Consider the following 2,407-nt stretch of genomic DNA (forward strand, 5'->3'; position numbering starts at 1 on the left):
GCCAAGATTGCACATGGCATCGCCGTTGCCGCCTTCGGCACTGCGGCGATACCAGTAAAGCGCCCTTTCTTCGTTCTGTTCCACGCCTTCGCCGCGCTCGTAGCAGCATGCCAGATTATGCATGGATTGCAAATCGCCACACTGTGCGCCCTGCTCATACCATTTTATGGCTTCCTGCCAATTCTGCTCCACGCCATATCCCCTTTTATAGCACAAGCCAAGATTGCTCATACTAACCGGATAGCCGCACTCCGCACCTCTGCGATACCAGGAAAAGGCCTGCTCCCAACTCTGCTCCACGCCGCAGCCCTTTTCATAGCAGTATCCCAGATTATGCATGGATCGCAAATCGCCGCACTCCGCACCTCTGCGATACCAGGAAAAGGCCTGCTCCCAACTCTGTTCCACGCCGCAGCCCTTTTCATAGCAGTATCCCAGATCCGTCATTGCCGTGCTCACGCCACTCTCTGCCGCCTCGCGGAACCAATGCACAGCATGCTCCCAGTTTTGCTCCACGCCGTCGCCGTATTCATAGCATACGCCCAGCCGGTACATACCTTCACCGTAGCGCTGATACGCCGCCGCGCGCACCCAGTGCACGGCCTCGGCAGCGTCGGCTTCCACGCCGATCCCGTCGTGGAAGGCGCGGGCGAGCAGCATCTGTCCGCGGGGCGAACCGTATTCCGCCGCCTTGCAGTATAACTCGGCAGCCTTTTCCGCATCCGGAGCCGTGCCAATGCCGTATTGATAGCACACGCCCAAGCAGCACACCGCATTCAGGCTCCCCATTTCCACCGCCTGCTGATAAAGCCAAAAAGCCTGAACCGGATCCGCCTCCACGCCGTTTCCCTGCTCCATGCAGATGCCCAGATTGCATACGCCCCATGCGCTGCCGAGATATGCAGCTTTCCGAAAACAATCCACCATGCGCTTTTTATCCGATGCCTCTGCATCCCAAAGGGTGTTGCCTAAAGCCGTCCAATCATCTCCGGTCATATCGGTCTCGTTGGCGCGCAGCAATTTCCGGCCGCACTGCGGGCAGCGCTCCGGCAGCTTTTCGCCTTCATCCCAATAATTACAGGTGTGATCCTCGCAGTGATAAATCATCGTTTCTAACTCCTTCCGCCTGCTGAAAAAAGCAGCGCGTTACACTATTTTCTATAGTATAACACGCTGCTTCAAAAAAGGAAAGACCGATCGGTCAGTCCTCGTTGCCGAAGAACTTATCGTGCACCACTTTGATGGCGCGGTTTGCATCGTCCTTGCAGAAGAAGTATCTGGAAGATTATGCAGTACAGCATGGATTTGATAATATTCAGCATTTCAGTGATGATGGATATTCAGGAACGAACTTCAACAGACCGGCATTCAATTCTCTGCTGACAGAGATTGAAGCTGGCAGGGTGGGAACAGTGATCGTCAAAGATATGTCCCGATTTGGCAGAAACTATCTGCAAGTAGGTTTCTATACTGAAATGATGTTTCCTAAGAAAAATGTCCGTTTTATTGCAGTCAATAACGGAGTTGACAGTGCCAATCCGGCAGATAATGATTTTACACCATTTCTGAATATCATGAATGAATACTACGCCAGAGACACCAGCCGTAAAATCCGTTCCACTTTCCAGTCCAAAGGCAAGTCCGGCAAGCACCTTACAGGCACGGTCATTTACGGCTATCTCTGGAACGAAGCCAGAGACCAATGGTTGGTTGACCCCGAAGCCGCTGAGGTGGTCAAGCGCATCTTTGCCATGACGATTGACGGCTACGGTCCGTATCAGATCGCCAGCAAACTGAAATCGGAAAAGGTGCTTATTCCGTCTGCTTACCTTGCCCAACACGGCGAGGGCGTGAACAAAAACAAGACTTTCAAAGATGTGTACGGCTGGGGTTCTTCCACCATCTGCAACATTCTTGAAAAGCGTGAATATCTGGGACACACCATCAACTTCAAGACCCGAAAGCACTTCAAGGACAAGAAAAGCCATTATGTCCCGGAGGACGAATGGACGATTTTCGAGAATACCCATGAAGCTATCATTGACCAGCAGACCTTTGACCTTGTGCAGAAAATCCGTGGGAATGTCAGACGCTACCCGGACGGCTGGGGCGAAGCAGCTCCCCTCACAGGCTTGCTTTATTGTGCCGATTGCGGCGGCAAGATGTATGTCCACCGTACCAACAACGGCAAGCGTATTTCTCAATATACCTGTTCCCAATACAGCAAAGTCCCAGTTGGAAAGCTCTGCACGACACAGCACCGTATCAATGAAGATGTGGTACTGTCCCTTGTTTCCGAAATGCTCAAAGCTATTGCCGAGTATGCCAAGCATGACCGAGCCGAGTTTGTCCGTGTGGTGCAGGAAGCGCAGTCCAGCCAGCAGACCACAGAGGTCAGGAAACAGCG

The 2,407-nt window shown here is 52.6% G+C and carries 2 pseudogenes; one reads left to right on the plus strand and one right to left on the minus strand.

What is annotated here, in order from left to right:
• Positions 1–1,107, minus strand: a pseudogene (locus tag DW677_RS17220) (SEL1-like repeat protein); the annotation flags it as partial.
• A gap of 152 nt (positions 1,108–1,259) precedes the next feature.
• Here DW677_RS17220 and DW677_RS17225 point away from each other — a divergent pair.
• A pseudogene (locus tag DW677_RS17225) lies at positions 1,260–2,407 on the plus strand (recombinase family protein); the annotation flags it as partial.

The sequence above is a fragment of the Clostridium sp. AM25-23AC genome, assembly GCF_003435125.1.
GTDB lineage: Bacteria > Bacillota > Clostridia > Lachnospirales > Lachnospiraceae > Pilosibacter > Pilosibacter fragilis.